We start from the raw sequence: 26,501 nt of genomic DNA on the forward strand, positions 1-26,501 counted from the left end.
CGTTAGCAGAGACGCACCATGGCAACGCCAACTAAAATTCACTACCACAAGCAATCCCGTGAACTGGAGTTGGCTTTTGCCGATGGTTCCGCGTACCGCCTTAGTGCCGAGTATCTGCGTGTTCACTCCCCTTCCGCTGAAGTTCGTGGACACGGAGCACAAATGCCGATTCTGCAACACGGCAAGCGCCATGTCACCATTCTAAACATCGAAGGCGCAGGCAATTACGCCCTTAAAATCACCTTCGATGACGGTCACGACACTGGCCTCTACAGCTGGGATTACCTTTATAACCTTGGTAAAAACCACGATGAGTTATGGCAAATGTACCTTGATCGGCTTGCACGAGAAGGCCAAAGCCGCGACACTTCTGTGATTCAAATACATCAAGTCTAACCAGCAACAGGACACACTATGTCATCCATAAGTTTAGCGGCCCTAGGTGCCATCGAAACCGCGGTCAACTATGCCCTTAAACAAGATGAACCGTCCCAACGCCAACTCACCAAGCTGGCTGGGCAACGTATTTTTCTGGAAGTGGATGACTTTAACTTGATCCTGAAAATCCATGTCTTGGACGAAGGGATTATGCTTGATCGCCCGGATCATATGGACGAAGAAGAGCTCGACGCCAAACTGGACACCCATGTAAAAGGTCCAAGCAGTGCTTACCGCAAGCTACTGGAAGGGGATGGCTTCTTTGATGGCGACCTGCGCATCCGAGGTAATGCCCAAGCTCTGATGACACTTCACAAGGTAATGCAAAACTTTGAATTAGATTGGGAAGGCATCCTTGCGGATCATATTGGCGACTTACCTGCGGCCAGCTTGGCACGCCTACTGCGCAAGCAATGGTCTGTTACCAAAGAGATCAGCACCAACGCCCGCATACATCTCGTCAACTACCTACAGTCCAACAGCGACCTACTGCCAAGCAAAATTGAATTTGACCATTTTGTGGATGAGGCTGAGCGTTTAGGCATGCAGCTCGAGCGTTTTGAAGCCAAGTTAAAACAGGTAGAACGCAAGCGCCACTGATTTCTTCAAGCTAGACAAAGCAAGTGCTCTTAGTTTAGAAGAAGCGTCTGCGACTTACTGAGAGCCACTAAGTCAGGAAAATAGCTTCTCTTCCATATTCTATTATTAAAAACATATCTAACCTCAAAAATTATGATATAGCGTTTTTATTTTTGAACTAGAGGCTTTATCTCACCACCTACAGCCATCATACAGGAACCGTGATTAACGAGGTAACACATCCTAATTCAGCTATATCAAGCTCTCTCATTTATCTCACCCATCTATCAAAAATTTCATAAAAACCTAAAAAGCCTAAAAAATCTATAACGAAACTTACTAACACCCCTCCAACAACCCCTCCTATAACAATTCTTAATAGAGTTTTTAAAACTGCTTTTAAAAAAACACTTACTTCAATCTTCAAGGTAACCCCCAAGATAAAACCTATATCTTCATTAAAAAACAGACCAGTCAAAGCGGGGCTGTTTGTGTATGAAGATCTTGTTGCGAATGGCTTGGTTAACTAGGGTCTACTATGACTTCCACGAGTTGATCCGAGTTTAAGTATTTTAGGGCGGCTTGTTTCACATCCCCTAGGGTCACCTTAGCCAATTTTTCATTGTGGCGAGTCCAATTCTCTGTAGTGGTTCCGTAATACAATTGTCTTGCCATTAAATTCAGCACCCCCTGCTCTGTTTCAATGGATTTTTGACGACGGCTGAGCAAGCTATTCTTGGCCAGATCCAACTCTCTCTGGGATACGCCTAATCGTGCCAGACGATCCATTTCAGCTTTGATCGTGTCTGCATAATGCGTACCTTGCCCGATGGGAAAGTCACCATAGACATCGATATACGCCTGGTCCCCATGACGGAGAATATACAAATAACTGCCAACCCCGTAAGACAATTGCCTTTCCTCACGAATTCTATTGAAAAGTCTTGATGACAAAGGGTTGCTTCCTAATATGTTCTCCATTATCTGTACCGCTGGGTAATTTGAGTCTTGGGTAGACATGGGGAAATTCACCCGGCTGATATAGTATCCGGCCGCTTCACCGCCTTTGATCACCTTACGTACTGGTTCCAGTTCTTGATGCGAGCTGACGATTGGCTGATACTCCGACTGACTCATCCAACTGCCGAACAAGGTATTAAGAATGTCCTTTATGTGTTCAGGGTCAAAGTTACCCGTGAGTGCCACTTCCCCATACTGTGCGCCATAGAAAGACTGATAGAAATTCTTAACCTCTTCTAATGTTAGGGGCTCAAGCAAAGCTAGATAGTCACTGGGGGCCAAATTACGACGGGGGTCATAAGTGGCATAATCTTGCTGGATATATTGCAATAGAGCATTTGCGGCGAGTTCCGATGGATGATTAATGGGGCGTTTCCAGAGCTGCACTTGCTGACGTTTGATAAACTCAAACTCTCTCTCAGGAAAGACCGGTTCTTTTAAAACCTCTGCTATCAATTCCAGCAGTTCATCAAGGTTTTGCGCTGGCCCTGCAAAATCCACTGCTAGCCGAGAACCTTGAGAGGTCATCGTGAGACGGCTCTCTAAACGATTTAATTTATCCACCACTTCCTGATAAGTGTGATCTTGCGTCCCGCGGAGCAACAACATAGATGTGATATCGTGCACCGCCTGAGTGCCTTCCATACTCTCTAGAGTGCCAAAACGCAGGTTCATCCTACCTTGAACCAAATCTTTGCTATCTGGCATGGAACGCAGTGCTACCTTCATGCCGTTGTGTAATTGATCCCGCTGTATCGTGCGCTCTAATTCCTGCGCCTTTGTCTCCAGTACCGCCACATCAAATGGTTCAACGGGTGTATTTTCATCCACCTCAGGCTCAAATTCATTGGCTTCCATTTCTGTTTGGCCTGGGACCATTACACGTTCCGGAGAGGTGTTACCTTGTTTAGCCAAGAGCTTCCCTACAATTGGTTTTTTGTCAGAAAACAAAGAAGCATAATGACGCTGCACTTCCTCTGGGGTCAGTTGTTGAATCCGTTCTTCTATAAGAAATCCTTCGCTCCAATCACCTAACGGAACCATTTCCGCGAGCATGTCAGAGAGATTCGAAGAGTCTCTTAAAACAGCATTAAGTGAAGTGCGATAGTTGGTTTTTGCGCGCTCTAACGCCTCCTGTGATACTGGGGAAGTAAGTAATTCAGAGAACTGCGCCAAAAGGTCTTCTTCTACAGCTTGTCGAGACTGCTCAGAATAAAGGACAGCACCCATTATAAACTGACCACCCCATGCAAACGTCATAGGGTGAGCATAGGCAGCGAGGGCGCTACCTTCCATCACAAGAGTTTGATAGAGGCGCCCATGGGGTTCTCCTGCTAGCAGGTCTTCAATCAAAGCTAAAGAGGCAAAACGCTCATCCCCAAAAGGAGGTAACTCAAAGTTGATAGTCAAAGAGTCAAAATCCCCTTGATTCAGTTCGAACGAGGTAGCCACATTTTTTGCTGGTATATAGTCGATACTAGGAACAATGTCTTTAGGGTTTTTTATCCCAGAGAAATGACGATCAATCAACTCAAGTACTCTAGGCTTTTCAAAGCCACCAGTCAGTATCATCACTGCGTTATCAGGTCGATAGTGCAGTCGATGAAACGCATTCATATCCTCTACTGTCACCGATTTCAGTGCTTCGTATTCCCCAATCACATCACGCCCATAGAGCTTATCTCCCCAGGCGGCCGCCAGCATTTCTCTGACTAAAACAGTCAATGGATCGTTGTCGGCATGGGCCATTTCTTGACGCACTATTTCCAATTCAGAGATTAATTCTGGCTTAGAAAAGTGCGGCACAGACATCCGTTCCGCTTCAAGTTTTAATAAAAAGTCGAGTTTTTTGTAATCCGAACTTAGCTCTGCTGTATAGCGTACGCGATCAAAACTGGTGCTGGCATTAAAATAAATACCCTGCTCAACTATCCCTTCTGACAGCTCCGCTGTGGTGCGCTTTTGCGTTCCCTTGAACATCATATGTTCATGAAGATGCGCTAGACCTGGAGCATCGTCTGGGTCATATAAGCTCCCAGACAGGTACACTAGATCAAAATGAATGAGTTGCTGGCTATTATCCGGAGCCAAAATAATCGTTAGGCCGTTATCTAATCGATATTCATCGATATGATGTAAGCTTTTAACGAATTGAGGGGAAGCTTTCACCTGTACAGAGATAAAAGCGAATAAGATAAAAGTCATATACCGAAGCATCCATGCCTCCTTTAGATGAACAAAAACTATTTCAGTTTAAGCCAACAACTCCAGACACCATTTGCCATGACCCGTACAGGGATTTTTAAACAAACAGCCCAGTCAAAGCTAAGCTGTTTGATTAGAGGGGATCTTGTTACGAGTGGCTTGGTTAACTAGGGTCCACGATGATTTCCACGAGCTGCTCCGAGTTTAAGTATTTTAGGGCGGCTTGTTTCACATCCCCTAGGGTCACCTTAACCAATTTTTCATTGTGGCGAGTCCAATTCTCTGTAGTGGTTCCGTAATACAATTGTCTTGCCATTAAATTCACCACCCCCTGCTCTGTTTCAATGGATTTTTGACGACGGCTGAGCAAACTATTCTTGGCCAGATCCAACTCTCTCTGGGACACCCCTGCTCGGGTCAATCGATCCATTTCTGCTTTGACCGTGTCTGCATAGCGCCCCCCCTGCCCGATAGGAAAGTCCCCATAAACATTGATGTAGGCCTGATCTCCAGTATAAGGAACCCGTAAGCTACTACGCACGCCGTATGCCAGTTGCTCTTGTTGACGAATCCTATGGGCCAGTCGTGAGGACAAAGGGTTGTGGCCTAGAATGTCTTCCATTATCTGTACCGCTGGGTACTCTGAGTCTTGAGTAGACATGGGGAAATTCACTCGGCTGATATAGTATCCGGCCGTCTCTCCGCCTTTAATCACCTTGCGCACTGGCTCCAGTTCTTGGTGCGAGCTGACGATTGGCTCATACTCCGACTGACTCATCCAACTGCCAAACAAGGTATTCAGGGTGCCCTTTAAGTGCTCAGGATCAAAGTTACCTGTGAGTGCCACTTCCCCATACTGAGCGCCATAGGAGGACTGATAAAAATTCTTAACCTCTTCCAACGTTAGGGGCTCTAGCAAAGCTAAATAGTCACTGGGAGGCAAATTACGACGGGGGTCATAAGTGCTATAATCTTGCTGGCTATATTGCAAGAGAGCATTTACAGCGAGTTCCGATGGATGAGTAATGGGGCGTTGCCAGAGCTGCACTTGCTGACGTTTGATAAACTCAAACTCTCTCTCAGGGAAGGCCGGTTCTTTTAAAACCTCTGCTATCAATTCCAGCAGTTCATCAAGGTTTTGCGCCGGACTCGCAAAATCCACTACCAGCCGAGACCCTTGAGAGGTCATCTCTAAACTGCTCTCTAAACGATTTAGCTTATCCACCACTTCTTGATAAGTGTGATCTTGCGTCCCACGGATCAACAACATAGATGTGATATCACGCACCGCCTGAGTACCTTCCATACTCTCTAAAGTACCAAAACGCAGATTCATCCTGCCGCGGACTAAATCTTTGCTATCTGGCATGGGACGTAGCGCTACTTTCATGCCGTTGTGTAATTGATCCCGTTGTATCGTGCGCTCTACTTCCTGCGCCTTTGTCTCCAGTACCGCCACATCAAACGGTTCAACAGGTGTATTTTCATCCACCTCAGGCTCAAAGTCGTTGACCTCCAGTTCGGTTTGGCTCGGAGCCATTACGAGAGCTGGGGACGAGCCCCCCTGCTGAGGAAAAAGATGACCCACGATGGGTTGTTTCCCAGCGAAAAGGGAAAAATAGTGACGTTGCAGGTCTTCCGGCGTTAAATTTTGAATCACCTCTTCGAGGCGCATGGACGCTTCCCAATCCCCAAAAGGAACTGTCTCTGCCAACATATCCGACAAACTCGCAGGCTCTGTGAAAACAGCTTTTATCAAGGCTTGGCGATTGGTTTGCACCCGCTCTAGCTCTTGCTGTGACACCGGAGTGGTGAGCAGCTGGGTAAACTGCTCAAGAAGGTCTTCCTGTACGGTTTGACGAGACTGATCAGGATACGGCATGGCCCCCATCATAAATTGCCCGCCCCACTTAAAAGGCATAGGCGCAGCATAGACAGTCAGAGCCATACCTTCCATGACTTGGGACTGATATAGGCGCCCATGGGGCTCCCCTGCCAATAAGTCGCCAATGAGTGCCAAAGACGCAAAGCGCTCTCCTTTCGCAGGCGGTAACTCAAAGCTGATGTTTAAAATGTCATAGTCCCCCTGATGGACTTCGAAAGTACTGCCTTGCTCATTGGCAGGGACGTACTCCACCACAGGGATGCTAGCCTTAGGGCGTTCAATGGCTGCAAAGTGGCGGGCTATCGACTCCAGCACTCTGTGCTTTTCAAAACCACCTGTGAGCACAAGTACCGCATTGTCAGGGCGATAATAATGGCGATGGAACGCCTGCATATCTTCAGGCGTCACTGACCTCAAGGCCTCATATTCGCCAATAACAGATCGTCCATAAAGCTTATTTCCCCAGGCTGCCTCCATCATTTTTTTGAATAATATGGTCGAGGCGTCATTTTCTGATTGGGCAATTTCTTGACGTACGACCTCTAATTCAGAGGCGAGATCTGACTCCGTAAAGTTCGGCATCGCCATACGTTCGGCTTCAAGCTCTAGTAGGTAATCAAGGGACTGATAATTCGAGCTGAGGGTGGCCGTATAGCGCACTCGGTCATAGCTGGTGGAGGCATTAAACTGAATACCCCGCTCTTGTAGTCCCTGTAAAAGCTCCTCTTTGGTACGCTTTTGTGTCCCTTTGAACATCATATGCTCATGAAAATGCGCCAGACCTGGCAGCGCCTCAGGATCGGACAAACTGCCTGAGAGATAGACCAAATCAAGATGAATAATTTGTTTGCTTTCATCAGGGGCTAAGAGAATCGTCAAGCCGTTGTTTAACCGATATTCATCGATATTATGCAAGCTCTTAACGAATTGCGGGGAAGCCTTTACCTGCACTGAGAGAAAGACCGCTAAAACAAGAACCAAATAGCGAAGCATCCATGCCTCCTTTAGATTAACGAATAAACCAATCCCGGTTTAACCCAACGTCCTTATGATGTTTCTCTATCATCGATAGACTGGAGCCTAAGTGCCTCTAGAATCACAGCAAACGTGGCACTAATATTGGGATATTTGAACAGGACGAAAAGAACGCAAGGAGGATGATTGCACGCTAAGGATTTGAACAGCGCATAGGGGAAATCCGCAAAAATTTCAGTTGGGTAATCCATCACTCTTATGAGCCTGACATCCTGTCAATGGAAGCACCTTAGCAATAGCCTAACGGGTTAGCAATGATTTTCATTTGGTTTCACTTTAAATCACGTCTTCACTGGGCCTTGCTCAGTCCCTTGTGCTGGGCATGTTTGATTAACCAAGTTTCTAAAGCCTCTGCGGGCATAGGGTGTGCAAAACCATACCCCTGCAGAAAATCGCATCCATGTTGCACCAAGTACTGAGCTTGCTGCTGTGTCTCAACCCCTTCAGCGATCACATGCATATTAAGCCCCTTTGCCATGGCAATGGTGGCGCTGACAATACATTCGTCAGATTCAATCTCGCCAATCCCTTTTACAAAAGACTGATCAATTTTCAGGTAATTAGCCTCCAGCTCTCTTAAGTAACTCAAGGAACAATACCCAGTGCCGAAATCATCCACCGCAATTTTTATCTGGTGCGCACGCAAAGTAGCGAGATTACGGGTCAGTTGAGCAGAACGCACCATTAAAGTGGTTTCCGTAAATTCCACCGCAACACGGCTCGAAGGAATGTCGTAGTATTCCATCAATTGGATCAATTCTAGCGCCACATCTGAACTGGATAATTGTACCGCTGACAAGTTGATGGACAGCTCCCCTACATAGACTCCTCGATGTAGCCAGTCTGCCATCTGCACCAAAGCAGATTCCATTACCCAGCGTCCAAGCTCCACGATCTGACCACTGTCTTCCAAAATAGGAATAAACTCTGCAGGCGACAGCCACTCCCCTTGCCGTTGCCAACGTAATAACACTTCTACACCACTGATAGATTGCTGCGCCCCTTCCAATTGAGGCTGGTAATACAACATCAGTTGCTTAGGATCCTGAAGAGCTTCCTCAACATATTGTTGAATCGCAACACGTCGCTGCATTCGCTCGTCCATGGTTTCATCAAAGAAGCGGTAGGTGTTTTTCCCTGCATGTTTGGCCCGGTACATGGCTAGATCCGCTTGTCGTAGCAGAGATGACGCATCAATACAGTCAATATCAGACATGGCAACCCCGACACTGCAGCTCACCGCGAAGGTAGTACCTTTAAACTCAAACGGAGTGGCTAGGGCCGAAACAATGTTCTTTGCTAAGGAATGAATCTGAGCCTCACTGCCCACTGGATGAAGGAATAAAGCAAATTCATCCCCACCCAACCGCGACAGTAGGGTTTCATCGGGCATCAGTCGACTCAGGGTATTGGCCACCCGCTTAAGCAGAACATCTCCCGCCTCATGTCCAAGGGTATCGTTAATGTCTTTGAAGCGATCTAAGTCTATAAACAACAGAGCGATCTGTCCGTGCTGGCGATCAACTACCCGATCTTCAAGACACTGCTCAAAGTAACGACGGTTGGTAAGCCCTGTCAGGTCATCATGGCGTGCCATATAGAGCACTTGCTGCTCCACTTCTTTACGTGCCGTGACATCCTCATGAACAGCGATAAAGTGGGTAATGTCTCCCTTATTATCTAAAATAGGGGTTACCGTTTGTTCCACCGTGATGAACTGACCACTTTTGTGGCGATTGACCAACTCATTGCGCCAGTTTTGGCCATTAGAAATGGTTTGCCAAAGCTGGGTAAAAAAAGGTTTGTCATGGAAACCTGAGTTTAAAATCCGCGGAGTGCGATGACGCACCTCGGCAAGACGATATCCTGTCAGCGTAGTAAAAGCCTCATTCACCCACTCAATACGCCCTTTTGGGTCAGTAATAAAGATGGCATTCGCCGCACTGCGAATTGCCATACTCAGTAAGTGATTATCCCCTTGCACCTTGTCCCTGTGATGCTTGAACATCAAATACATGGCGAGCATCATGAACAGCAAAATCGCTAACACAGAAAAAATGCTACGCACGAGCCGGGCATCATGGAGCCAATTGTCTAACGCATCTTGGTTATAAGATCGAATGGATATAATTAACGGATAAAAGGAGGCTCCCCGATAACTTTCAAGATACTCTCCCTGAGTATCATGGGATCGTAACTCGCCCCATGAGCGCTCAAGTAGCCGTTCTCTCAGCACGGGAGACATATTAGCGTCCCCTTCTCCAACAACCTTCTCACCGCTGAACAAGTACAAGGCCACCTGTCGCTGATTATTAGACACTGCCTGAAACAAACCTGTGTAATAGTTCAAATTCACCGAACCAATCACATAACCTGCGATCTCATTTTGGATACGATAAGGTACACAAATAGGCCAATAAGTTAACCCTTGAATATCGGCTGAGTCCCCCCAAAAACGTCCCGACTGGGCGGGTAAAAACAGCACCTCTGTATTGGATAAACGACGCGTACAAGCTCCGGCCTCATCTAACGGCACAATATCAATGTAACGTAGCTGGGGCATACCGCGTAAAAAGCGGCTTTTAATCGTATCCAGTGTGGCGGAGCGCTCTCCTGCATTCTCCGCGATGGTTTCCAGTGCACCGATCACTGCTTGGACAGAACGCACGGTAGAGTCTTCCAAGGCAAACGCTAAGGACGAGCTGGTTTCTGACTGCTCAGCCAAGGCCCGTTCATGGCCCCGCTCAAGCATCTTTTGTAAGCCCACCGCCATCATGAGTATCACCAGTAACATAGCGATCACCATAACAGTTCGGGGGAAAGCAAAATTAGTAAGTCGTATCAGCAAAATTCTTAACCTAGATCAGTTCGCCATTTATAAAACTCGGCATAATAAGCGTAGCTTATCGTTTAACGGATAATGGAGTGTTGACATATGTCGGTAAGAACCACAGGAAAGACTTTATTTTTGGGGCTCCTCTTGCTAGTGGGCAGCCTCTCTTTTGCAGGAGAAAGCCCCACATTAAAAAGGATCTTCGAGCGCGGGGCCGTTAATGTTTGCATCTGGCCGGACTATTTCTCCATCACCTACCTTAGTCCCCGCACCCAGCAACTGGAAGGGATCGACATTGACCTAAGCAAAGCCCTAGCGGCAGATTTAGGGGTAGAGGTGCACTACGTCATGACCCACTTTGGCCGCTTTATGGGGGATTTAGAAAGCCAGCAATGCGATGTGGCCATGTTTGGTGTAGGCGATACGGCGGCAAGACGGGAACGCGTACAGTTCACCCAGCCTTATCTTGCCAGCAATATGTACGCTGTCGCGACCATTCACCACCCATTTATAAAAAGCTGGAAAGACATCGATCAAAAAGGGGTCATCGTTTGCGTGCAGCAAGGCACCTACATGGAAAACGCCATGCGCAAAAGCCTCAAACACGCCACGCTTACCACGGTACTGAAACCCAACGAACGTGAAGTCGAAGTACTCTCCGGTCGCGCAGACGTATTCATCACCGATTACCCCTATGGTCAGAAAATGATTAATATCTACGACTGGGCTGCTTTGCTCCCCCCACCGGGTAAAACGGAACAGTTTGAATACGCTTATGCAGTGGCGAAAGGCGATGATATTTGGCTAGAGCGTATGGATGCCTTCGTCAAAGACATCAAGCAGGATGGCCGCTTAGCCAACGCTGCTGAGCGCCATCATTTGACCCCCATAATGATCACAGATTAAGCCCATAAAAAAGCCCGATCATGGCAACATGATCGGGCTTTTTAAACGCGATATTCCGCTGGTTTACATACGCTCTAGCGTTTCGATGCCGAGTAGTTCTAAACCTTGCTTCAAAGTAGAAGCCGTATTCAGCGCCAACTGCAAGCGGCTGAACTTCAGCTCGTCTTCCGCATTCAAAATCGGGCAAGCCTCGTAGAAGCTCATAAAAATGCCCGCAAGCTCGTACAAGTAAGCACACAAGAAATGTGGCATACCGTCGTTGATCACCTGCTGGATGGCTTCTTCAAACTGGCAAAGCTTCACCGCCAAGGCGCGCTCTTGATCTTCAACCACTTTAATCTCAGCTTTAAAGTTTGCTACGTCCATCTCTGAACGGCGCACAATGCTGGCAACACGAGAGTATGCGTACAACAAGTAAGGCGCTGTGTTGCCTTCAAAGCTCAACATGTTGTCCCAGTTGAACACATAATCGGAGGTACGGTTTTTCGACAAGTCTGCATACTTAACCGAAGCCACACCGACCACACGGCCAATGTTGCGCTGCTCTTCTTCGGACATGTCTGGATTCTTAGAAGCCACCAATTGGAAGGCACGCTCTTGCGCTTCTTCAAGCAAGGCAGAAAGCTTCGCCACACCACCAGAACGGGTTTTAAATGGCTTACCATCGCTACCCATCACGGTGCCAAAGGGCATGTGCTCAAGGCTGGTGTCTGGTTTCACAAAGCCTGCTTTGCGAGACAAGGTAAACATCTGCTGGAAGTGCAAGGATTGACGAGCATCCACAAAGTACAGCACGCGGTCTGCACCTAAAGTGCCCTGACGGTAACGCAATGCTGCAAGGTCAGTGGTGGCGTAAAGGAAACCGCCGCCGGTTTTCTGCACAATGATCGGCGTGATGTCGCCGTCTTTATTGGCAAATTCTTCTAGGAAGACACACTTAGCGCCTTGGTCATCTTTGATCAGACCTTGTGCGTCCAAATCTTTGATAACATTTGGTAAGTCTTCGTTGTAGGCACTTTCTGGCATCACATCTTTACGGGCCAGAGACACCCCTAACATTTGGTAAGTCTCTTCACAGTGCTGCAAAGAAACTTCGATGAATTCATTCCAAAGCTTCAAGCACTCCGCATCGCCAGACTGCAAGGAAACCACTAACTCACGGGCACGTACAGAAAAGGCTTCGTCTTCGTCAAAGCAGATCTTGGCTTCACGGTAAAAAGACTCTAGATCCGACAATGCCATGCTGATTTCAGAATTTTGAGAACGCAGACGCTCCATGTAGGCCAGCAACATGCCGAACTGAGTACCCCAGTCGCCTACGTGGTTTTGACGAACCACTTTATGACCTAGAAACTCAAGGGTACGCACCACCGCATCACCGATCACAGTAGAGCGTAAATGACCCACGTGCATTTCTTTGGCAAGGTTTGGACCAGAGTAGTCCACCACCACCGTTTGAGGGTCTGCCACCACAGCCACATCCAAACGATCACTGTCACGAAGATCCGCTAACGTGGCACCTAGCCATTCATTTTTCAAAAAGATGTTAATAAAACCTGGGCCAGCAATTTCGACTTTCTCAGCCACATCCGAGACATCCAGTTGCTCCAAGACCTTAGCTGCGAACTCACGAGGGTTAGTGCCGATCTTTTTAGCCGCCCCCATAATGCCATTTGCTTGGTAGTCACCGAATTGAACTTTTGCCGACTGACGCACGAGTGCAGGTGCATCCTCAGACGCGCCCGCTGCGACCATAGCCGCTTGGATACGCTGATTTAATAACGTTTGAATATTCACAGAAAACCCATAATCAGAATCATACAACCCTCTGGCAAGAGGCTCGCCAGAGGGTTGTAAGGTTATTTGAAGTTGACGCTATGATAACCGATTTTAGCCTATTTAGCGAAAAAACAGCTTACACGCAGGGTTATCATTTTCGTCTTGGTATGGGTAGCCCAATTCGTCCAGATAACGGGTCACATCCGTTTCCTCTCCCACCGCTTGTAGTCCGACTAACACTCGGCCGTAGGCATCACCGTGGTTACGGTAATGGAACATGGAAATATTCCATTGGCCACCAAGGGTGTTCAAGAATTTCAACAGGGCTCCAGGGCGCTCCGGGAATTCAAAACTGTACAGCAGCTCGCCCTTTTCACTGCGCAAGTGACCGCCAATCATATGACGCACGTGCACTTTGGACGTTTCGTCATCTGTCAGGTCAACGATCTCGTAGTCCTTAAGATCCTGCATCAACTCTTCACGGCTGTGCGGCGAACCGCCAAGAGCAACCCCCACAAAGATCACCGCTTCTTTCTCGTCGCTGTAACGGTAGTTGAACTCGGTAATAGAACGGCCTACCAACGCCTGACAGAAATCTTTAAAACTGCCTGGAGACTCAGGAATGCGTACCGCAAAAATCGCTTCGCGTTTTTCACCTAACTCCGCCCGCTCAGATACGTGACGAAGACGGTCGAAGTTAACGTTCGCACCAGAGTTAATCGCAACCAAACGCTGACCTTGGGCATTTTCTCGCTCAATGTACTTTTTCAGACCCGCTAAGGCACAGGCCCCTGCTGGCTCTGTGATCGCACGGGTATCGTCGTAAATGTCTTTGATGGCGGCACACATTTCGTCGGTACTTACCGTAATCACCTCATCCACGCACTCTTTAGCGATTTCAAAGGTGTTTTTACCAATCTCAGCAACCGCTACCCCTTCCGCAAAGATACCCACTTGCGCCAAGCGCGTAGGCTTGCCAGTCTCCAGAGCGACTTTTAGACAAGCCGCATCGGTAGGCTCAACACCGATAATTTTGATCTCTGGACGCAGGTATTTGATGTAAGCTGCAACCCCAGCGATCAGACCACCGCCACCTACAGGGATAAAGACAGCATCGATGTCCCCTTCGATCTGACGCAACAACTCCATACCAATGGTGCCTTGTCCAGCGATGGTATCTAAGTCATCAAACGGGTGAACATACACTTGGCCCGTTTGCGCCATGATTTCTTGGGACTTGGCAAACGCTGCATCAAAGGCATCCCCCGCCAACACCACTTCCGCGCCACGGGCACGTACGGCGTTTACTTTCACGTCTGGCGTGGTCTCAGGCATCACGATCGTCGCTTTAATGCCTAGCTTCTTCGCAGCCAACGCCAAACCTTGAGCATGGTTGCCTGCAGACGCCGCGATCACACCCTTCGCACGTTCTTCTGCAGACAACTGAATAATCTTGTTGTACGCCCCACGAATCTTAAACGAGAACACAGGCTGTAAATCTTCTCGCTTCAAAATAATGTCGTTACCCAAGCGCTCAGACAATTGTGTGGCTCGGGAAACGGGTGTTTCTACGGCAACGTCATAGACGGGTGCCTGTAGAATTTTCTTAATGATTGTGTGGGGCATAGTCATTCCTGCTTAATTCTCCGCAAAGAGACGCCGTTTAGCCGCGGCGTTAGTTGTATTACTCGGCCAAAAAATGAATCAGCAATATACTCCTTCCACCGACCATGAGCAAAGCTTGAGGCGGGATTTGAACGGTTTTTACCCGAACAGCGCAACTTCATCCCACAGGGGTAACAATGGCCAAATTAACTGACTATAATGACCCCGCCTCCGGGCAACACTATTACTCTCATAACAAACCACAGGTTTACCCAGCATGACGCAAGACGAATTAAAACAAGCAGTCGCTGAAGCCGCCGTTGAGCACATCCTTCCGCTTTTAGAAGAAGACACCATTGTTGGTGTTGGTACGGGCTCAACCGCCAACAAATTCATTGATGAACTGGCCAAGCATAAACACCTTTTTGATGGCACAGTTGCCAGCTCTGAAGCCTCTGCTGAGCGCTTAAAAGGCCATGGCATCCCAGTCTATGACTTGAACTCTGTAAGCAGCATTCGCGTCTATGTGGACGGCGCCGACGAGTCCAATGATCAACTGCATTTGATCAAAGGTGGCGGTGCAGCCTTGACCCGCGAAAAAATCGTGGCGGCCTGTTCAGAAGAGTTTGTGTGTATTGCAGACGAGTCTAAGCTAGTAAAAGTACTTGGGGACTTCCCTCTACCAGTAGAAGTTATCCCCATGTCTCGCAGCTACGTAGCCCGTGAATTGGTTAAACTTGGGGGCGATCCTGTGTACCGTGAAGGCGTAGTGACAGACAACGGTTGTCACATCCTAGACGTATACAACCTTGAAATCGTGGACCCAGTGACGTTGGAAAACCAAATCAACAGCATCGTTGGTGTGGTCACAAACGGCCTATTCGCTGCCCGCCCTGCCAACGTTTTGCTACTAGGCACCCAATCCGGTGTAAAAACCATCAAAGCCTAGCTTTAATGCACGGTGATTGACTGGGTTGAGCCCCGATTCGTTTTGCGCTCCACGAACACGTTCAAGAGATCGCTTCAAACGAATCGGAACTCAACTCCAAAAATGTGCTTCCAGTGCTAGACCGTCCAAATATTGCTCTGCTGCCTTATCTGGATAGGACTCAACGTTATTTTCCAGTGACTTCTAGAGCTTGCTCGTGGAACGGAAAGTAATTGTTAAGTCCTAGCCACCTATTTCTTTGTACAGCCTTATCAGGCTAAGCTCGATGTTATTTTTCAGCGACTTCTAGAGCTTGCTCGTAGAGCGGAAAATAATTATCGAGACTTAGCCAACTGCAAAGACAACAAATACTCAAACTAGCTAACGACGAAAGCTAGAACCAGCGACTCTTACGCATGATGACGTACTGGGCCAAGCCCATCAGCACTAAGACACCCACGAAAATCCAAAAGGCACTGCCATTTTCAACCCCCGGCAAACCGCCAACGTTGATACCAAATAAACCCGTCAAAAAGCCCAACGGCATGAAAATCCCCGAAAGGATCGAAAGCACATACATACGGGCATTCATCTTCTCTGCCTGATGGTTCGCGAACTCCTCTTGCATCAACAAGCAACGTTCTCGCAGGGATTCTAAGGCTTCCACGTAGCGAGTAATGTCGTTGGCAGACTCCTGGATGTCCGCCAGCTGATCTTTGGTCATCCAGTTTTGCACTTCGTTTGGCAAGCGAGCGATGGCCTCTTTTTGTGGCACAAGGAAACGACGCAGACGCACGGTTTGCAAACGGCGCTCCACCAGCACAGCACGTTGTTCTGGCATGACTTGCTCACTCATTTGCTCTTCTAGGTCCGCTAGGGTGTCTTCCAACGTATCAATGACCCCAGCCATGCGGCCAGTCAATGTATGAGTCAGAGTGGTAACCAAGTCGGCGATGTTTTCAGCACCTTCTTTTTGGTCAAGACGCTGCACTTGATCCACCACAGATAGCAACTTACGACGGCGAGTAGTGATCACAAAATTGGGCGTGATCCACATGCGCAAGGCCACCATGTCTGAGGGGTCTGAGTCCGGGTTTAGGTTCACTCCTCGAAGAATGACCAACACTCCCTGCCCCATCTTCACTGTACGGGGGCGAGTTTCATCTGCAAACAACTCGTCCACTGCGGTTTCAGGAATGCTGTCAATATTATCCAACCAAGCACGGCCGTCATCTGAGGTGCAGTCCATGTGAACCCAGTGGGAACCTTCCGTTGGAATGTCCGTTGGCAGGGTCGATAAACGCTCTGCGCCGCCCTTTCCATCCAGCTTTAGGTAATGCAGTAAATAATCCATAGTGCTCTCTTCTTTTACTTTTGAACCCCTGAGTGGTTCATATTTATCCGTTTTTTGACAACAGTTGGCTGACGGAACCCTGCGGCGATGGCATAATTTAATCAGAACGAACTTATAAAAAAGGATCCCATGCTATGCAAAGCCTCTCTCAGTTCTTAGCGTCTGGCTCAACTTCCGCATCATTGCAGGAACTCTTGTCTGTCACAACACAAACCTGCATCGAAATTTCTAGCGCTCTGAAAAAAGGCTCCCTAGCCGGTATTCTTGGCATGGCGGGCAATGAAAACGTTCAAGGGGAAGAGCAGAAAAAGCTCGATGTCATCTCCAACAACATGCTAAAAAGCGCTCTGTTTGCCTCACCAACCGTTCGCGCCATTGCTTCCGAAGAAGAAGACGATATTGTCCCAGCCAATACGGATGGTGAGTACTTGATCGCCTTCGACCCATTGGATGGTTCTTCTAATATCGACATCAACTCCATGGTTGGCACCATTTTTTCAGTGTATCGCCAAACCGGTACTGAGCCAGCAACAGAAGCCGATTTTCTACAGCCAGGTAAAAACCAAGTGGCGGCAGGCTATGTGTTATACGGCCCATCAACCATGTTGGTTTTCTCTACTGGCGATGGTGTCAACATGTTTACCTTAGACGTTGATAAGGGCGAATTCATCTTGACCCAAGCCAACGTACAAGTTGCGCCAGAAACCCAAGAGTTCGCCATCAATATGTCAAACCAGCGTTTCTGGTCTGACGCCATGCAAAGCTATGTAACAGATTTGGTGGCTGGCAAAGAAGGCCCCCGTGAAAAGAACTTTAACATGCGCTGGGTGGCGGCTATGGTGGGTGATGTACACCGTATCCTGTGCCGAGGTGGTATCTTCATTTATCCATGGGACAAGAAAGACCCAAGCAAACCGGGCAAACTGCGTCTCATGTACGAAGCCAACCCTATGGGTATGCTGTTAGAACAAGCAGGCGGTAAAGCCTTTACACACTCTGAGCGCATCCTGGATATCCAACCGGAAGGCATTCACCAACGCGTAGCCGTAGTCTTAGGCGCTGCTAACGAAGTGGACACCTGCTTAAGCTACAAATAATTGTCTAGCTAGACTGATAAAAAGCCGCTTATGCGGCTTTTTTTATAGATCCACCGCGCTGTCTTAGTCGTAACACCAGACACCTAACCGCTGGAAGCCTACGTTACTATGAGCACATCCTCAGACACTCTATTGAACAGCCATCAAGATGAACACCTATCACGTATTATCGAAATGGCCTGGGAAGATCGAACGCCCTTCGAAGCAATCCAAAGAGAATATGGCTTAGCGGAAAAAGAAGTCATTTCTTTGATGCGTACAACCTTGAAACCAAACAGCTTTCGCAACTGGCGAGCACGGGTCTCTGGTCGAAGCAGCAAACATGAAAAACTTCGCTACGAAGGCATTGATAGAGGCTATGCGCCTGCACAATACAAACCTAATCACGGTTTAAAACCACGCCAACGTTAACCGTAAACATCCACAATGAACAGATCTTGGTTAGAGCGGATGCGCCGAATGGACGCCAGATGGGTTTTACCATTTAACTCCAACATGACGCTGGCAGCCATTTCCGACACCTTGGCTAAATTAGTCAGCATGCTGGATTTAGACGCATAGGCTTTCAGCATAGAAAAATGCTCTGAGAACGCAACGGGCTGCGCATTGGAATAGCTGCCCATATTTCGACCCGCTTCATCAAAGATAAAGGTTTGCACAATATTCACATCACCCTCCAAACTCATATGGCATAAAAAAACCGAGGCCAAAGGCCTCGGTTAAACGCTGCGTAGACTATTGCGCAGCTCGCTTTTTCTGGCGTCGAATGATCCACAACACCAGCAGGAACGCAGGAACGAAGAACCACTCTTTAGCAGGTCGATCGTTCTCAACATCAAACCCTGTCACTTCCCAATCAAAATCCAGTTTCATTTGTTCAGCGACACCGCCAAACGCTAGATTATCGATGTACAAGCGACCATCTTCGTCACGTAATTCTAGGCCTGCACCCTCGTACAAACGACTCCCTGCATCGCCGGTTGCCGCCAAAGGCAAACTCACTGTGGTTTCGATCCAGCGGCCGTCTAGGTTTTCACCTTCTACCGCCAAACGTACATTCTCCATGTTTGGATGCTCTTCGATGTAGGACATCAACTGAGAACCAGCGTAGTGTTCATGGGGAGGCGTGATCTGATCGAGCCAGAAACCTGGGCGGAACAAGGTAAATGCCACCAGCAATAGCACGGCACTTTCCCAATGTTTACTGCGGGCAAAGAAGTACCCCTGAGTCGCCGCCGCGAAGATCAACATGGCAGCCAAGGCCACAAAGAACACGATAATGCCCTGCCACCAAGTCACATCGATCAACAACAGATCCGTATTAAAGATGAATAAGAAGGGTAACAGTGCCGTACGCATGGAATAGAAGAACGCCGTAAAACCTGTCTTAATCGGATCACCACCCGACACGGCAGCCGCCGCAAAAGATGCAAGACCCACAGGCGGTGTCACATCGGCCATGATGCCGAAATAAAACACAAACATATGAATAGCGATCATAGGCACAATCAGGCCAGATTGTGCCCCAAGCTCCACGACGACACTGGCCATCAAAGACGACACAACAATGTAGTTCGCTGTGGTGGGAAGTCCCATCCCCAAGATCAAGGAGATCAACGCCACCATCAACAGCATCACTATCAAGATGCCCCCTGACAGCAACTCAACGAACTCCGCCATGACTTGACCGACACCCGTCAAGGTCACTGTGCCCACGATAATACCCGCGGTCGCCGTGGCGACACCGATACCAATCATGTTGCGAGCACCGGTAATCAAACCTTCTATCAGATCCCAAGCACCCTGCTGCCATTGGTCTTTGATGTTTTGCTGGGAACGGAACCACGCCTTGAGCGGTTTTTGCGTGACCAAAATAAAGGCCATCAACATACTCGCCCAAAACGCCGACAAACCGGGAGATTTGCGTTCGACCATTAGGAACCAGATCAACACAATCAGAGGAACTAGGTAGTACAGGCCAGCGCGATAAATGTCTGCAAACACAGGCAACTTAACAATGGCCCCTTCGGTGGTTTCCATGTCCAAGTCTTTGCTCTTCGCCGACACATATAGAAGACCGATATAGCCACCGACCACAAGCGCCAGCAAACCAATGTTTGACCAGTCTCCTAGCACCCACTTGATACCCAAAACGAAGTAATACAATGCTCCGGCTAAGATCATCATGCTCGACAATATGATGCCACTGCGTAGGATCGCAATTTTCCAAGGACGGGCAGGTGTCACGCGGGGCAAGCCACGCATGTCGGCTTTTAACGCTTCCAAATGCACAATATACAATAGGGCAATGTATGAAATCGTGGCAGGCAAAAAGGCGTGTTTTACGACCTCAATATAGGGAATGCCTACGTACTCAACCATCAAGAAAGCAACCGCCCCCATCACTGGCGGCATGATCACGCCATTGACCGAAGACGACACTTCTACCGCACCGGCTTTCTCAGGGCTAAAGCCCACCTTCTTCATCAAAGGAATGGTGAAGGTTCCTGTGGTCACCACATTGGCGATGGACGAACCGGAAATCAGACCCGTCATAGCAGAAGACAATACCGCCGCTTTCGCTGGGCCGCCGCGCATGTGCCCAAGTAAGGCAAACGCTACTTGAATAAAGTAGTTACCGGCTCCCGCTTGGTTCAGCAAGGCACCAAACAAAACGAATAAGAATACAAAGCCTGACGATACCCCTAGGGCGATACCAAACACACCTTCCGTGGTCAGCCACATATGGGTCATGGCTTTTTCAAAAGAAGCACCTTTCCAACGCAAAATCTCAGGCAACCAAGAAGAGTCGCCAAAGAACACATACAAGAGGAAGAAAATGGCCACCATCATCAACGGTGGTCCTAAAGAACGACGAGCCGCTTCCAAAGTCAGCAATAAACCGGCTCCAGCCACCACAAGATCTAGGGTCGTTGGCAAGCCTGGACGCATAGCCAGTTCGTCGTTAAATAAAAATAAATACGCCGCACAAAACGCTCCCACTAAGGCAAAGGCATAATCCAGCCATGGGATTCTATGGGCAGGGCTACCACTGAAGGCAGGGAAAGCTAGGAAAGCAAGACTCACGGCAAAGGCAAGGTGTAAAGCGCGAGACTGGGTGTCATTTAAAAAGCCAAAACCAAATTGAGATGGCAAAGGTGAGCCAATCCATAGCTGAAACAAAGACCAACACAGAGGTAATAGAAACAGCAACGCAAGCGCTATACGGCCCGTGGGAGCGCGTTTTCCGGTATCCGCTTCGGCTACCATTTCGTCCAGCTTATCGGTATCCAGTGTTTGAGAGGTATGGGTCGACATAAGCGTATCCAAACAAATTTAAAGGAGTAAAAGCGCCAACGGACGTTGGCGCTTTTTATGAGCAAACTGCGTGTGATTAAGGGTTAGGGATTACTTAATCAAACCTTGCTCGCGGTAGTATTTCTCAGCACCAGGGTGCAAAGGCGCTACCAAAGAAGAGTGCACCATTTCTACTGGCTGAAGCGGTGCAAACGCAGGGTGAAGACGCTTGAAAGACCCAAAGTTCTCAAACACAGCCTTGGTCATTTCGTATACCACTTTGTCTGAAACGTTCGCAGACGTCACGATGGTTGCTTTCGGGCCGAATGTCACAACGTCATTTGGGTTGCCGTTGTACATGCCACCTGGAATCACTGCCTGAGAGAATTCAGAGTGTTTTTTCTGTACATTCAAAGACGTTTCATCCGTTAGAGGAATCATGCGCACATCACAAGTGGTCGTCGCTTCTTGTGCAGAACCGTTTGGCAGACCTGCTACGAAGATTGTCACATCGAACTTGTCATCACATAGGGCTTGAGCCATTTCTGAAGACTTAAGCTCAGCAGCGAACGCGAAGTTATCCGTGGTCCAACCTTTCTCAGACATCAGTAGTTCCATCATAGAACGGTTACCTGAGCCTGGGTTGCCGATGTTCACACGTTTGCCTTCCAAGTCATCAAAAGACTGAATGCCGGAATCCGCACGAGCCATTAGGTGAATCGGCTCTGGGTGCAAAGAGAAGACAGAACGAAGCTCTGGGAATGGGTTGTCTTGGAACTGACCTTTACCAGCCAAAGCAGCCGCTTGAACGTCAGACTGAGCCACACCGAATTCAAGCTCACCAGCGCGAATGCTGTTCACGTTGTAACCAGAACCGCCCGTAGATTCTACAGAACAACGAATTCCGTGTTCTTTACGGTCTTTGTTCAGCATACGACAGATAGAACCACCTGCTGGGTAGTAAACCCCTGTTACACCGCCAGTACCGATGGATACGAATTGTGATTCAGCCGCCATAGCAAAAGTAGAAGTGGCTGCAAACGCAGAAACAAGTGCTGTTTTAAGCAGTGCGTTTTTCATTGAGAATTCCTCGTAATGTCATTTTTTTGTTATAAAATCGTCAAAAACGAGGTGAATATGGCAAGTATGGTGCCAACCACCATAAAACCAATATAAAACATTGATTTTAAAAGAAAATATTTAATTAAAATGGTCTTTTTCAAGGCCCGAATACCTATAACTTTTGTTATAGGCCTCCCGGTTAAATCCTCGCATTCATAAGCCAAGGGTAGATTCTTCGGGGATTCTGAGAGGGGTTATAACGTTTTTTATATTTATAACAAAAGTTATAGAGCACTTTTCAGACCTAAAAACTCATGACTTCTCTTTCCTTTTAAGAGCCGCTAAGATGCCTGTTCTTCTGATTTTTGTAGATTATTTGTACAGATGAAACACCCTTTGCTCTGGCTATTGCTCTCTTTACTGGTGACCCAATCCGCATGGTCCATTGAACGCCCTGGACCTAACGGACAAGGCCAGCAAAAGCGAGTGGTTCACATTGCCGCCGACTATAACTACCCCCCTTATGAATTTACCGATGAAGAAGGTAATCCGGCGGGATACAATGTTGAACTCAGTTATGCCATTGCTGAAATCATGGGGTTTCAGATCGATCTCACCATGACCGATTGGAAGAGCGCTTATGCGGGCTTATTGGACGGAACCTATGACGTACTGCAAGGTATCGCCCATTCAGAGGATCGAGCGAAGCTGATCAAATTCTCTTCCCCGCACTCAATCGTCAACCAATCTCTTTTTGCTCGAAAAGACGGTCCCAAGGTGGACGACATCAGTGAAATATCTGGCCATGAGGTCCTGGTTCAAAATGCCAGCATCATGCACGAATACCTTAAACAAAAAGTCCCGGATGCGATCATCATACCGGTGCCAACCCACTCTGATGCCCTGCGCTTACTGGCGGCGGGTAAATACGATTTCGCTCTCACGGCTAATCTACCTAGCCTTTATCTGAGTAAAGAGCTGGGACTGAGTAATATCGAACCGATTGCTCGACCCGTTGCTGGCCAGCGTTTAGGTTATGGTGCCTTACCGAAGCATGAAGACCTGATCGCACTGTTTAGCGAAGGCTTAGCCATTCTCAAAAACACTGGCCGTCAGCAGGAAATCTACGACAAATGGCTCGGCACTCTAGATGGTCCAAAAGTACAGTGGAAGAAGCTCGGTCAGTACGCCTTTTATACCATCCTGATTTTGCTATTCGTGCTGGGTGGCATCATGATTTGGAACGCCATGCTGAGAAAGGAAGTAGAAAAGCGCTCCCGACAACTTAAAGCCCATCAAGAGCAACTTATCCAAGCAGATAAGATGGCTTCCCTAGGGGTTCTCGTCTCAGGTGTGGCCCATGAGATCAACAACCCAACCGGATTACTCATGTTGAACTTACCGTTACTCAAATCCGCTTGGGAAGACGCTCTACCCTATTTAGACAAATTGGCTGAGGAAGACCCAGACCTCACCATTGGCGGTTTTCCGTATACAAGAATAAAGGGCGAAATACCTTACCTGTTAGAAGAGATGCAGCATAGTACCGACCGTATTCGTAATATCGTCAATGACTTGAAAGACTTTGCCCGTGAGCAGCCGGATGAAGTGGCCCACGAAGTGGATCTCAACGTGGTGGTCGCCACAGCTGTTCGACTGGTGGACAAATCCATACGCACCGCCACCGACCATTTTGAGCTGCATTTAGACCAGCGTATGCCGACTGTATTGGGCAGCTCACAGCGAATCGAACAGGTGATCATTAACCTAATATTGAACGCCTGTGACGCCTTAGAGTCAAAAGACGATCAACTGCACGTCTCTACCCTAATCAGCCATGATCGAAAAGAAGCCATAATCGCCATTGAGGACACAGGCTGTGGTATTCCCGCGGAGGTATTACCTCGCCTGACCGATCCTTTTTACACCACCAAACGTGAAAGAGGTGGTACAGGACTAGGACTCTCCGTATCAGCAGGTATCATTAAGGCACTTCAAGGCAGACTGTCATTTGATTCCGTAGAAGGTGAAGGAACCACTGTAACCGTGACATTTCCCTTACTCACCAAATGATGTGTAACATGCCCACTAGGGCATTCCCACTGAGGGCTATAAATTGAAACAGACGCTATACCCACAATTTCAACTGCTTCTAGTGGATGACGAACCCTCATTTTTGAGAAGCATGTCTCTCACCCTTGAGCGTTACGGGCTAAATAATCTAATCACCTGTGCTGACCCAAGACAGGTGCAAAACATCATGGCAGAAGAAACCATTGGCTTAGTGCTGTTGGACCTCACCATGCCCGTCCTATCTGGACAAGAGTTACTTACTTGGCTCAACGAGGAATACCCTGATGTCTGTGTCATCATCTTCAGTGGTATCAACCAAGTGGATGCCGCAGTGGATTGCGTCAAACGTGGTGCCTTTGACTATATCGTTAAAACCACAGATCAAGAACAAATCCTAGAAGCCATCAAGCGTGCCATCCACACCCAAGAGCTGAGCCTTGAAAACCAAGCTCTGCGTGCACAGCTATTGTCCCAAGACCTTGATCAAGCAGATTGCTTCACCGACTTTATTACCGCTGATCCCAAAATGATGTCTACCTTCCGCTACTTGGAGTCCATTTCCAGTAGCAATCAGCCTGTCCTTATAACCGGAGAAAGTGGTGTCGGCAAAGAACTGATCGCCGGAGCCATACATGAACTAAGTGGACGCAACGGCCCTCTAGTGACAGTGAATGTGGCAGGTCTAGATGACAATATCTTTTCTGACACCTTATTTGGCCATGCTAAAGGTGCGTTTACTGGCGCGGATAAAGTTCGTTCAGGATTGGTTGAAAGCGCAGCTGGCGGGACATTATTCTTAGATGAGATCGGCGACCTAAGCCCAACGTCCCAAATCAAACTGCTCCGCCTACTTCAAGAAGGCGAATACTACCCTATTGGTAGTGATCGCCCTAAACGCATCCAAGCTCGAGTGATTGTCGCTACCCATCAGGACTTAGTAGCACAGCAGCAGGAAGGAAACTTCCGTAAAGACCTCTATTATCGTCTACGTACTCACATGGTGAGAATCCCGCCCCTGAGAGAGCGCCTAAACGACTTACCACTGCTGATCGATCACTTTGTTCGCTCAGCATCAGAAGAGCTACAACGGCCTCCTGTGAGCGTACCCGCTATGTTAATAACCCAACTGCAAGGTTATGAATTTCCGGGTAATGTGCGAGAACTACGGGCGCTTATATTTGACGCGGTGAGCCAAAGTGACGAAGAAGAGCTCAGCCTAAAACCGTTTCAGTCATTAATCGGCCCCCCAAAAGCGGAGCTCACCAAACAAAAGCTCTCATTCCCAGCGGATGAACCACTTCCCACTCTAACCCAGTTAAACAAACTACTGGTTGAAGAAGCCATGGGACGAGCCAATCACAACCAATCCTTAGCAGCACGCATGCTCGGCATATCACAGCCAGCACTGAGCAAACGTATCAAGAATATGAAAGAAGAAAGCGAGTAACAGACACTCTTGGCAGCAATGGGCAAAAAATGTCGTGATAGGGTGTAAACCCCAACTAGTCCCTTGAATAAACCCTACTTAAAAGCCATTGTTAATTCACGCAGCGATCATTCATTGCTTAAGAGGATAAACGATATGGATTTAATTCGGATTTTATTTTCCGTTCTGTTACCGCCACTTGGAGTCTTTTTACAAGTCGGTATTGGTGGTGCATTTTGGTTAAACATCTTGCTTACCATCCTAGGTTACATCCCAGGCATTATCCACGCGGTTTGGGTGATCGCCCGCCGTTAGAGAGTCCGTACTCCTTTGTGACATTGCTTTATAGACGTTACAACGCACTGTAAAGCATCACACAACAGAAGCTACGCTTTCATGATTTGAGTTCCTTAGTTATTCAGCCTAGCCCAATGCTAGGCTTTTTTTTGCCTCAAAAAAATTTGTGAATAACCACAAGGTTTATCAACAACTTAAAACAAAATGAGACGTCACTGGGATAGAACTAAAACTGTGGATAATCACAGAGCTAAGAGCCTTTGTACCCTTCTGATTAAGAATCTGACCTCTTTTGCTATAGAAGTAGATTCACACGCTGAGCCCCTTTTAAAGGGGAAGGCTAGGATGGGGTTCGGATTCGTAGGGGTCAAATCCCTATACTATTGGGGATTACCTGAAACTGATCTACGTAAAGGGATCTGACCCCTTTATAGAAGCGTACTCACGCACTGAGGTCTCATGTCCCTTCTCCATTTTAACGGGAAGGCTAGGATGGGGTTAATCTGCCTCGTCATTAATGTAAACGACCTACAATGATCTGACGCTGCGCGTCATCCCCTGCGGGCATCCTTCGGATGTCTGCCACTGGCTCCTTCGGAGCATGGTGTCATCACATGGATCCATTGTAGTGGACAGACAGGTGACGTGATTCAAAACGAAAAAACCCCGCCCTGCTTCGCAG

The 26,501-nt window shown here is 48.0% G+C and carries 19 protein-coding genes; 9 read left to right on the top strand and 10 right to left on the bottom strand.

What is annotated here, in order from left to right:
- Window positions 1-18: 18 nt before the first annotated feature.
- Together ACFQ45_RS08790 and ACFQ45_RS08795 are read left to right on the top strand one after the other, a co-directional pair.
- Window positions 19-396, top strand: coding sequence for a gamma-butyrobetaine hydroxylase-like domain-containing protein (locus ACFQ45_RS08790; RefSeq protein WP_377366749.1), 378 nt, complete (start codon window positions 19-21; stop codon window positions 394-396).
- An 18-nt stretch (window positions 397-414) separates the two neighbouring features.
- The gene (locus ACFQ45_RS08795) at window positions 415-1,038 is read left to right on the top strand and encodes a ubiquinone biosynthesis accessory factor UbiJ (protein ID WP_377366751.1); all 624 of its coding nucleotides are present in this window, start codon (window positions 415-417) and stop codon (window positions 1,036-1,038) included.
- Window positions 1,039-1,288: 250 nt separating this feature from the next.
- Here ACFQ45_RS08795 and ACFQ45_RS08800 read toward each other — a convergent pair whose 3' ends face one another.
- The 4 genes from ACFQ45_RS08800 to ACFQ45_RS08815 form a co-directional block, all read right to left on the bottom strand.
- Entirely contained in the window at window positions 1,289-1,444 is a 156-nt protein-coding gene (locus tag ACFQ45_RS08800; RefSeq protein WP_377366753.1) for a hypothetical protein, read from the bottom strand.
- Between the two features lie 95 nt (window positions 1,445-1,539).
- On the bottom strand, window positions 1,540-4,242 hold the full coding sequence (locus ACFQ45_RS08805; protein ID WP_377366755.1) for a M16 family metallopeptidase: 2,703 nt from the start codon (window positions 4,240-4,242) through the stop codon (window positions 1,540-1,542).
- Between the two features lie 163 nt (window positions 4,243-4,405).
- Complete coding sequence (locus ACFQ45_RS08810; protein ID WP_377366756.1) at window positions 4,406-7,120, bottom strand: M16 family metallopeptidase; 2,715 nt, start codon at window positions 7,118-7,120, stop codon at window positions 4,406-4,408.
- Window positions 7,121-7,451: 331 nt separating this feature from the next.
- Entirely contained in the window at window positions 7,452-9,956 is a 2,505-nt protein-coding gene (locus ACFQ45_RS08815) for a putative bifunctional diguanylate cyclase/phosphodiesterase (RefSeq protein WP_377366758.1), read from the bottom strand.
- A gap of 141 nt (window positions 9,957-10,097) precedes the next feature.
- On the opposite strand from ACFQ45_RS08815, the gene ACFQ45_RS08820 reads away from it, so the two are divergent.
- Complete coding sequence (locus ACFQ45_RS08820) at window positions 10,098-10,901, top strand: substrate-binding periplasmic protein (protein WP_377366760.1); 804 nt, start codon at window positions 10,098-10,100, stop codon at window positions 10,899-10,901.
- 63 nt (window positions 10,902-10,964) lie between these two features.
- Here ACFQ45_RS08820 and argS read toward each other — a convergent pair whose 3' ends face one another.
- Both argS and ilvA read right to left on the bottom strand, forming a co-directional pair.
- Entirely contained in the window at window positions 10,965-12,698 is a 1,734-nt protein-coding gene (gene argS, locus ACFQ45_RS08825; protein ID WP_377366762.1) for an arginine--tRNA ligase, read from the bottom strand.
- Window positions 12,699-12,800: 102 nt separating this feature from the next.
- Window positions 12,801-14,306, bottom strand: coding sequence for a threonine ammonia-lyase, biosynthetic (ilvA, locus tag ACFQ45_RS08830; RefSeq protein ID WP_377366764.1), 1,506 nt, complete (start codon window positions 14,304-14,306; stop codon window positions 12,801-12,803).
- 256 nt (window positions 14,307-14,562) lie between these two features.
- On the opposite strand from ilvA, the gene rpiA reads away from it, so the two are divergent.
- Window positions 14,563-15,234 (top strand): ribose-5-phosphate isomerase RpiA, encoded by a 672-nt coding sequence (gene rpiA, locus ACFQ45_RS08835; protein WP_377366766.1) that lies wholly within the window; start codon window positions 14,563-14,565, stop codon window positions 15,232-15,234.
- 373 nt (window positions 15,235-15,607) lie between these two features.
- Here rpiA and ACFQ45_RS08840 read toward each other — a convergent pair whose 3' ends face one another.
- Window positions 15,608-16,567, bottom strand: a complete 960-nt coding sequence (locus ACFQ45_RS08840; RefSeq protein WP_377366768.1) for a zinc transporter ZntB — start codon at window positions 16,565-16,567, stop codon at window positions 15,608-15,610.
- A 134-nt stretch (window positions 16,568-16,701) separates the two neighbouring features.
- Here ACFQ45_RS08840 and ACFQ45_RS08845 point away from each other — a divergent pair, with 134 nt between their 5' ends.
- Together ACFQ45_RS08845 and ACFQ45_RS08850 are read left to right on the top strand one after the other, a co-directional pair.
- Window positions 16,702-17,664, top strand: a complete 963-nt coding sequence (locus tag ACFQ45_RS08845; RefSeq protein WP_377366770.1) for a class 1 fructose-bisphosphatase — start codon at window positions 16,702-16,704, stop codon at window positions 17,662-17,664.
- Between the two features lie 108 nt (window positions 17,665-17,772).
- Window positions 17,773-18,075: a TIGR03643 family protein gene (locus tag ACFQ45_RS08850; protein ID WP_377366772.1), complete on the top strand. Its 303-nt coding sequence runs from the start codon at window positions 17,773-17,775 to the stop codon at window positions 18,073-18,075.
- On the opposite strand, the gene ACFQ45_RS08855 is transcribed toward ACFQ45_RS08850, so the two are convergent.
- From ACFQ45_RS08855 to ACFQ45_RS08865, 3 genes are all read right to left on the bottom strand, one after another.
- Entirely contained in the window at window positions 18,072-18,332 is a 261-nt protein-coding gene (locus tag ACFQ45_RS08855) for a hypothetical protein (RefSeq protein ID WP_377366774.1), read from the bottom strand. The genes ACFQ45_RS08850 and ACFQ45_RS08855 overlap by 4 nt on opposite strands.
- 67 nt (window positions 18,333-18,399) lie before the next feature.
- Window positions 18,400-20,982 carry a TRAP transporter permease gene (locus ACFQ45_RS08860; protein WP_377366776.1) on the bottom strand — a complete coding sequence of 861 codons (2,583 nt, stop codon included), beginning with the start codon at window positions 20,980-20,982 and terminating at the stop codon, window positions 18,400-18,402.
- Window positions 20,983-21,072: 90 nt separating this feature from the next.
- Window positions 21,073-22,041 (bottom strand): TAXI family TRAP transporter solute-binding subunit, encoded by a 969-nt coding sequence (locus tag ACFQ45_RS08865; RefSeq protein ID WP_377366778.1) that lies wholly within the window; start codon window positions 22,039-22,041, stop codon window positions 21,073-21,075.
- A gap of 366 nt (window positions 22,042-22,407) precedes the next feature.
- On the opposite strand from ACFQ45_RS08865, the gene ACFQ45_RS08870 reads away from it, so the two are divergent.
- From ACFQ45_RS08870 to ACFQ45_RS08880, 3 genes are all read left to right on the top strand, one after another.
- Entirely contained in the window at window positions 22,408-24,096 is a 1,689-nt protein-coding gene (locus ACFQ45_RS08870; RefSeq protein WP_377366780.1) for a transporter substrate-binding domain-containing protein, read from the top strand.
- A gap of 43 nt (window positions 24,097-24,139) precedes the next feature.
- Window positions 24,140-25,543 carry a sigma-54-dependent transcriptional regulator gene (locus tag ACFQ45_RS08875; RefSeq protein ID WP_377366782.1) on the top strand — a complete coding sequence of 468 codons (1,404 nt, stop codon included), beginning with the start codon at window positions 24,140-24,142 and terminating at the stop codon, window positions 25,541-25,543.
- Window positions 25,544-25,678: 135 nt separating this feature from the next.
- Window positions 25,679-25,837 carry a YqaE/Pmp3 family membrane protein gene (locus ACFQ45_RS08880; RefSeq protein WP_115468900.1) on the top strand — a complete coding sequence of 53 codons (159 nt, stop codon included), beginning with the start codon at window positions 25,679-25,681 and terminating at the stop codon, window positions 25,835-25,837.
- Window positions 25,838-26,501: the final 664 nt, after the last annotated feature.

Source organism: Rhodanobacter aciditrophus (genome assembly GCF_042679525.1).
GTDB classification, from domain to species: Bacteria; Pseudomonadota; Gammaproteobacteria; order Pseudomonadales; family Marinomonadaceae; genus Marinomonas; species Marinomonas aciditrophus.